The following is a 7,366-nucleotide window of genomic DNA, read 5'->3' on the forward strand; positions in this document are numbered from 1 at the left end:
CGATATTTGTATTAAATGAACTTGTAGTCTTAAATACAGTCTTAAATACAGTCTCAAAGCTGCGAATTTTACTATTTTTTTTATTAAAATGAGCTTAACTTTTTGTAAACACGTGACATGATGATAATTTTTTTAGCAAAATTAAACAAAAAATCAAGCTCAAGTTTACGAAGGTATTGGTAAGCTACAATACCAAGTATTCATACTTTTTTGCAACCTAAGTTAGAGAAATTACTAGGGGTTAATAATTCCGTAGTAAAGGGCGACAACAAATAAGAAAGTAGCCAATATAACCACAGTAAACCCATAGCGAGCTAGTGGATTGGATAAGTTCTGGTTGGTGATTACATTATCCTTTTGTACCTGAGTCATAGGCTCAGATTTATCAGATTCTTGAGCATTCATGTCGTTAGGTGGGTTCTTTGGCAGGGGAACATGATTTTCTGTTATTTTTTTTGAGTCTCTTGGGATTTCATGGGCTTTTTTTGATGTCTTTGTAGCTACTGCGCTTTTATAATTTCAAAAATTTATTGATGATTACATCGTTCTTGAGAACTACCTTGGCTCAATGTGCGGTTCTCCTACAAGAGTTACCCGATGTTAAGTTAATTTGTAATTGCTAATACACATTTCTAAGTAACTAGAGAAATTTAAATTTTTGAGTTTTTACATTTTTGCTGCTTGTACTCCAGACTGTTTGGTATTTAATTCCAACAGAAAGTAGGGGGCGAAAACCTCTTTGGGATAAGTGTATGTCTCTTAAAGGTTCAGGATTTCGTAATGATGTAATATTTGCGTTTCAAATATGGTTTGATGCTGCTGAACAACGGCACTTACACGACTTGTTAAACACTCAATTGAAAAAGCATGGCAAGAGAAAGTTTTAGGTAAACTAGACAATCTGATAGGTAATGTTACAACAGGTTAATCACGATATAAAGTTGTGATTTGATTTGTAGGTTCTATTAGAAGAGTAGATGTAGGGTGCATTATACCGTAGGTTAACGCACTGTCAACCATTTGAGGTGCATTGTCGTCAGCGCAACGCACCCTACATCTAGATATAGATAATAGTAAGGATATTGGGGCGAAGTGGGTATATTTGCTAATGATGCTTTACCAGAGAAGAAGGCGAAGGGATTATCAGTAGTGGTTGTAAATATTGAAATGCCAAACTCGATATAATACCGTAGCCACGTTTTTCTCAAACCACAGACATACGCATATAAACACAGATAAATCTCATAATGATCTGTATTCATCTGTGGTTACTAATTTTCTATGAACGAGGAAGTCTCCAAAAAGCTAGAGTTGATCGGGCAAACCTTGCGTGAATCTGAAGTGCAAGGCTTGCGTTTGCGTGGTACAGACTGGTTTGCTTGGGCAACGGCTGGTGCTTCTAATACCGTACTACTTACTGCTGAAACTGGTGTAGCAGAAGTATTAGTAACTACAGACGAGGCTTGGGTATTGACGGATGAAATTGAAGCCCAGCGTCTTAAGGATGAAGAACTGCCAGCTAATTTTAAGGTGTATGTCAACCCTTGGGCTGATTATGCTGCCCGTGAGTCTTTTGTTCGCGATGTAACTGGCGGCGGAAAAGTAATTAGCGATGTCTTCGACAACGCGAAGCGCGAACGCCCCATCTCCAATTTAGAACAGCCGTTACCCGCAACTCTGCAAAAACATAAACGGGTAATGATGTCAAGTGAATTAGAGCGATATCGTCAAGTTGGGCAAAAAGCGAGCCTTGCAATGACAGAGGTACTCAAAGCCGCCAAGCCAACTTGGACAGAATATCAGTTAGCGGGTGCAGGTGCAGAGGCGTTATGGGCACAAGGGCTGCACCCAGCGCTGACACTAGTAGCGGGTGAGAGGCGTTTACCGCTATACCGTCATGCTACAGCTACCGGAGAACAGATTGGGCAGCAAGCAATGCTAGTGTTTTGCGCTAGAGGTTACGGTTTGTATGCAAATCTGACTCGATTTGTTTGTTTTGGTAAACTTTCAGACGAACGGGCCGAATTGCATTCCCATGTGCGCGAAATAGAAGCAGTAGTTTTAAATTTGTGCCAACCCGGAACCAGTCTCGATGCAGTTTATCACGCCCTAGCTCAGGCTTATGAGCAGCATGGATTTCCTAATGCGATCCGCGAACATCACCAAGGAGGAACCACTGGATATTTAGCGCGAGAAATCGTCGCAAATCCAACTACTACTGATATTTTGACAGAAGGCATTGCTGTTGCTTGGAATCCCAGTTTACCGGGGGCAAAGGTTGAAGATACTTTTGTGATTCTCAACGATGGAAAGTTGGAAAATCTGACTTTCGATCCAAATTTTCCTAATGTTGAGGTAGAAGGAAGGTTACGCCCCGTACCTTTGTACAATTAAAAATTATGGATTTTCAACAAGTATTCGGTAAACCACCTGAAACTGAAGCCACTGCGCCAGGAAGAGTAAATTTACTAGGCGAACATACTGACTATAACGATGGCTTCGTTCTGCCAACTGCGATTCCTCAATCTACGACGGTAGAGCTAGGTTTGAGTAGCGATCGCCATCATCACTTTTACTCGGAAAATCTCAACGAGCAAGTGAGCATTTTAGATATAAACCATTCCCCGTCTGGATTTGCCAGTTATATTTTTGGCTGTATTGAGGTTTTGCAAAAAGCAGGACACAGAATACCATCGCTTTCTGTGTACGTCAAATCATCGGTTCCGATGGGTTCAGGTTTGTCTAGCAGCGCGGCTTTGGAAGTGGCAACGCTGCGGGCATTACGCCAACTTCTGAATCTTCCTATTGATGATGTTGAAATCGCCCAATTTGCCCAGCAAGCAGAAATTCATTATGCTGGCGTGCAGTGCGGCATCATGGATCAGATGGCTTCTAGCTTGGCTGATACTGAACATATCTTGTTTTTAGATACTCGAACTTTAGAACGCCGGGTGATGCCTTTACCTGAGAATGCAGAGATTTTGGTTATTGATAGCGGTGTACCTCGCACCCTTGCCACTAGCGGTTATAACCAGCGCCGGGCTGAGTGTGAAGAAGCGGCGCGATCGCTAGGAGTTAAGGCACTACGAGATATTACTGGTGCTGAAGTAACAGAAAAACTACCCGAACCTCTACGCCGTCGTGCCCGTCATGTGGTTACAGAAGATAACCGCGTCTTGGAAGTATTGCAGGGAGTAACATCTGAGCGCTTTGGCGAATTGATGAACGCATCTCACACCAGTTTGAGGGATGATTACGAAGTGTCCGTACCTGCGCTGGATACTCTAGTCCAATTGTTGCAAAAAACTTCAGGAGTTTATGGTGCAAGGCTGACAGGTGCTGGTTTTGGTGGTGCTTGTGTAGCTTTGGTTGCGGTTGGTGAAGGAAGAGATATTTCAACCCATATCCTTGAACAATACAAGCAAGCCGGTTACAACGGACAAATTTTGGTTCCTTCCTTGGAGTTAAGTGATGCAGCCTAAAGTTGTTTATGGAAACGCAGGAGTTGAAGGTGTAAATCGTTGGGGATGGTTCATAGGTCACTTTATCACCCCTGAAGATGATCCGCGTTCCACGGAAATGCTAGAAGTAAAATGGGCTGTTCACAAAGCAGGTGAAAGTAGAACTGAATGGGCAGTAAATAACCAAGCTGCTACGCTTTCAATTCTCATTGACGGAGAATTTCGCTTGCAATTTGAAGATAGAGAAATTTTATTATCTCGTGAAGGTGATTATGTTCTTTGGTGTGCAGGTGTGTCCCATTGGTGGGTTGCTGAATCAGACTGCACTATTCTGACTGTCAGATGGCCTTCAAAGCCGGGTGATAGTGTTGAATTGCCTGGAGTGTCAAAGAGTTAGTTGGGAGCAGGTCATCACCTTAGTCCTAATAAGTTCTGTGTACTCCACATATTACCTGTAACCAACACCAATTAGACAGCCAGGGTCTGCAAAGGCGATTTTATAAAGAATTTTTAAGAAATTAACATTTTTCAGAAAAGGAAAGACCTAATGCTGAAGTAATCCCCAAAAGTTCAGAATCATAGATTTTGTAGTTTACACACACCCTAGTGTCTGAAAACCTTACATGGCAAAGTCTCTGATGTACTTCATCCATGTCGAAACCTAATTATTAGTTTTTCAATTTTTTGGAGGAGAAGAAAATGAAGAAGTTCAGCTGTTTGATGATTGTCGGGGCAGTATTGTCGATTAGTGCGCCGGCTTTTGCTGAAAGTCGTGCGGTTAATATCAGTATTGGCAGTATTGGCGGCCCCTTAGATAATGCCGCTTTGCGAACAGTTCGCCAGGTTATCGGGTTTGCAGTCGGCAATAGCACCGTCGATAAATTCATTGTATATAGTCCCAGAACCGGATCTATTCCCATTGAAGGAGGCTTATCTGCTTGTGCTGAAGCTGGCTTCGGCGTAAGCAATACAACATTTAATGCTTTTATCCAGCAGTTGCGTTCAATTAATCCCAAATCAGGGACTTTCTACAATCTAGAACTTACTGCAAGCTGCAAACTGAAATAAGACGTTTGTACTTAAGCGCAGTAGGATGGGCTGAGGTACAAAGCCCATCCATCAAGTTACACTCTACCGATAAAAGCAAAACTCCATATTTTTAAATTGGAGCGCATTTTTGGGAGCGGAGAAAAAATATGTCTAATGTGAGCATTGCCAAAGGTAGCTGCCTGTGTGGAGTAGTAAACGTTTCTACAACCCGTATGAGTAATCAGGTAGGAGCATGTCATTGTAGTATGTGTCGCAACTGGGGTGGAGGACCTTTGTTAGTAGTTGAGTGTGAAAGTGATGTTAGCTTCTCTGGTGAAGAATATATCGGAGTTTATCAATCTTCAGAATGGGCAGAGCGTGGCTTCTGTAATAAGTGTGGTAGCCATCTATTTTATAAATTGAAACAAACTAACCAGTATTTTATACCCGTTGGACTATTCGATAGCTGTGAAGGTCTTGTTTTCGATCATCAAATGTTCATAGATGAAAAGCCCAAATATTACTGTTTTGCGAATGAAACCAAGAGCCTGACAGGGGCGGAGGTAGTTGCACAGTTTGCACCTCCATCAGAGCCGTAAAGATTGGAGTTACTTTTTAGCATATCTGTGATAGTCTGAGCAATTATTGTCAGAAAGGCCTTGGTAAATGCCTTAACCTTCATTAATGAACTTTAACAAGACTTGTATTGATATCTTGCCACTGAAAATATTGCTGCTGAAATTTATTTTGATGCAAAATTTATCATTACTACAGTGAAGGTCGCATCAAAACTAATAATGTTGATGACCAGGTGAAATCTTCATTGTCTGGACGCTGTGCCAACTTACTTAACTATATATATTGTCTTCACTGCAAATGCCATCGTGCAAATCTATGTATGGCTTTACTTTATCGAATAAATCTTTGTTCAGAACTCGGTTTTGAAAAATACTTGACCTACAAGCATATATCATGATATAAATAAAAAACTATTCGGTCGGTAATTTTTAATTTACAGTAATTTTTAGTTCAATAAACTCACAATTCCCTACTATAATAAATCGCTGTAATGTCCAAAGGCGAAGAAACAAAAAGTAGAATTCTCCACCAAGCAGCCGAACTGTTTAACCAACAGGGATATGCAGGCTCATCAATGTCAGACATCATGCGTGTTACGGGATTGCAGAAAGGAGGAATTTACAATCACTTCCAAAGCAAAGATGATCTCGCGCTACAGGCTTTTGATTTTGCGATCGCTCGCATTAAGCAGCATACTAGATTTGCATTACGAAGCAAACACCAGGCAGTAGAGCGTCTGCAAGCAATCATTGGAGTATTTAGTAGCTTCGCAGAAAATCCACCGATTAAAGGAGGGTGTCCACTGCTGAATACTGCTGTGGAAAGTGATGATGCTCATCCGGCGTTGCGAGAACGTGCTCAACAAGCGATGAACTCTTGGCTGCATCTAATTTGTCGAATTATTGAAAAAGGAATTGAAAAGGGTGAAATTAGCTCTGAAGTGAGTGCTGATGAAATCGCTACCATCATAATCGCAACGCTGGAAGGAGGCATAATGATGAGCAAGCTATATGGAGATTCAATTCATATCCATAGGGTAATTAATCACCTGAATCAATACTTGGAAACTTCTCTTTCATTAAACAGACCGGGCAGTATTAAAAAATATCAAGATAAATAATGCTAGTAAATAACAACTTACACAGACCATTCGAAGTAGTATTAGCAATTCCTGTCAAAACATACGACATTGATTTTATGGGAATTGTAAGTAATATTGTGTATATCAGATGGCTAGAGGATTTACGTCTAAAGTTTTTAGATGAACATTGGCAACTCAATCAACAAATTGAGCAAGGATATACACCAATTCTAGCTGGGACTGAAATTGAATATAAACGTCCAATAAAGATGATTGATCGAGTGATTGGACGTTTATGGTTGAGTGGTTTAGGACGCTTAAAGTGGACTGTGCAAGCTGAAATTTTATCTAACAATGAGTTAGCAGCAGTGGCTAGCCAGAAGGGTGGTTTTGTCAGTTTGCAAAATAATCGTCTTATTCCTATTCCAGAGGAATTACAAAAAAGATATTTACAGTATCAACAAGGGATTCAGAAAATTTAATAATTAGGAATGCTTCGATTTTTTTTGATTTTTTACAGACTGTTCGGTTTGTTTGTGTGTAAACATAATCTGGACTATGATACCGATTATTCATGAGTATGCGAAATAACCCCACTGCCTGTGGCACCTCTCCTTGGTAAGAGCAGATGGGGAGGGGGTCAATCTAAATACTTACTAATTTCTTGATGGTTCTCCTTAATCCCGCTCTCTGTAAGGGGGGCTAGCGTGTACACACAAGTCGAAAAAGCTCGATTTCTTATTGTCTTCTCATTGCCATCCAGAGTATTGGAAGGAGAAAAAGCTCATCAAGCTTGGGTTTTTAGGACTTGTGTGTGTACCGTAGACAAGTGGCGAGTGGAGACGAAGTGTAGCTTAAACTCTTTGGAGTTATTCGGGTTTAAGAAGCAATCAAGCGGACATGATATAAAAAGTCAAATATTCACAAATATTGTGTTGAGTGGGTAAACAGCCAACTTTTTTATTGTCGATCTCGTAAATATACGGGAACTTCTTGTTCTAAGTTTTGGTCACTTTATGTCACTTTGAACAGCAAGGCGGTTCTGACTCCAATCGACTAGGTATAGTCCAACTCAGGCATTGCAGTTTTATATGTCGTCCAATTTAACTGACCCTAACTCTTCGGTAAACCACTGTACCCATCAAAAGGTATGTACAAATGCTGTTATCCATTGTCAGCTTTTCCTGAATTGTCCTTATATATACAATAATTACAC

7 protein-coding genes are annotated in these 7,366 nt (G+C 40.7%); all 7 read left to right on the forward strand.

Annotated elements, in window-relative coordinates; genetic code table 11:
- Window positions 1–1,281: 1,281 nt before the first annotated feature.
- Window positions 1,282–2,394: a M24 family metallopeptidase gene (locus IQ229_RS06580; RefSeq protein WP_194042333.1), complete on the forward strand. Its 1,113-nt coding sequence runs from the start codon at window positions 1,282–1,284 to the stop codon at window positions 2,392–2,394.
- A 5-nt stretch (window positions 2,395–2,399) separates the two neighbouring features.
- Complete coding sequence (galK, locus tag IQ229_RS06585) at window positions 2,400–3,482, forward strand: galactokinase (RefSeq protein WP_194042335.1); 1,083 nt, start codon at window positions 2,400–2,402, stop codon at window positions 3,480–3,482.
- Window positions 3,472–3,858, forward strand: coding sequence for a signal peptidase I (locus IQ229_RS06590; protein ID WP_194042337.1), 387 nt, complete (start codon window positions 3,472–3,474; stop codon window positions 3,856–3,858). Before galK ends, IQ229_RS06590 begins: the two co-directional genes overlap by 11 nt.
- A gap of 302 nt (window positions 3,859–4,160) precedes the next feature.
- On the forward strand, window positions 4,161–4,529 hold the full coding sequence (locus IQ229_RS06595) for a hypothetical protein (protein ID WP_194042339.1): 369 nt from the start codon (window positions 4,161–4,163) through the stop codon (window positions 4,527–4,529).
- Between the two features lie 128 nt (window positions 4,530–4,657).
- Window positions 4,658–5,089, forward strand: coding sequence for a GFA family protein (locus IQ229_RS06600; protein WP_194042340.1), 432 nt, complete (start codon window positions 4,658–4,660; stop codon window positions 5,087–5,089).
- Window positions 5,090–5,559: 470 nt separating this feature from the next.
- Complete coding sequence (locus tag IQ229_RS06605) at window positions 5,560–6,189, forward strand: TetR/AcrR family transcriptional regulator (protein WP_194042342.1); 630 nt, start codon at window positions 5,560–5,562, stop codon at window positions 6,187–6,189.
- The gene (locus IQ229_RS06610) at window positions 6,189–6,632 is read left to right on the forward strand and encodes an acyl-CoA thioesterase (RefSeq protein ID WP_194042344.1); all 444 of its coding nucleotides are present in this window, start codon (window positions 6,189–6,191) and stop codon (window positions 6,630–6,632) included. Before IQ229_RS06605 ends, IQ229_RS06610 begins: the two co-directional genes overlap by 1 nt.
- Window positions 6,633–7,366 lie beyond the last annotated feature (734 nt).

The sequence above is a fragment of the Nostoc cf. edaphicum LEGE 07299 genome, assembly GCF_015207245.1.
Lineage (GTDB): Bacteria > Cyanobacteriota > Cyanobacteriia > Cyanobacteriales > Nostocaceae > Nostoc > Nostoc edaphicum_B.